We start from the raw sequence: 415 nt of genomic DNA, 5'->3' as shown, positions 1-415 counted from the left end.
GCAAGGCTTGTGCAGGCCGCTTCGATGAGGTCCATATAGCGAAGGGCCTGGGGCAAGCCCCAATGCTTTGCCGTGTAGTCGAAGATTCCATCAATGTCGCGCTGGGCTCTTGGGCCGAGGCGGAACTCAGCCATGCTCAGCGATCTTGCGCTTCTTGAAGGCCGCAAAATCAAACCGTTCCGGTTCGCCGCTCTGCTCGCCTTCGATAAGTGCCTGGCGGATCGTCTCGATTTCGAAGCTGCGTTCCTGTTCACGCCGGATCAGGTCGCGGATCGCTTCGCTGTCGTTGGTATAATGACCCGCCGCGATCTGGGAAGCGATCCACGCATCCTGTTGTTCGGTAAGGGTAATGGTCTTGCGTACAGCGGCCATCTGGCCCTCCCTGCCGCCCGGAAGGCGGAATAAAATCATACTA

2 protein-coding genes are annotated in these 415 nt (G+C 58.3%); both read right to left on the bottom strand.

Annotated elements, in window-relative coordinates; translation table 11 throughout:
* Positions 1 to 134 (bottom strand): type II toxin-antitoxin system RelE/ParE family toxin (locus tag IR155_RS16435; RefSeq protein ID WP_135115721.1); only part of this gene is annotated, 134 nt, incomplete at its 3' end.
* On the bottom strand, positions 127 to 415 hold a 289-nt coding region (locus IR155_RS15760), incomplete at its 5' end, for a type II toxin-antitoxin system ParD family antitoxin (protein ID WP_209306794.1). The genes IR155_RS15760 and IR155_RS16435, both read right to left, overlap by 8 nt.

Origin of the sequence: Microbacterium paludicola (assembly GCF_015235415.1) — a bacterium.
In the GTDB taxonomy this organism is placed as follows: domain Bacteria; phylum Actinomycetota; class Actinomycetes; order Actinomycetales; family Microbacteriaceae; genus Microbacterium; species Microbacterium paludicola.
This window is presented reverse-complemented; position numbering and strand designations above follow the sequence as displayed.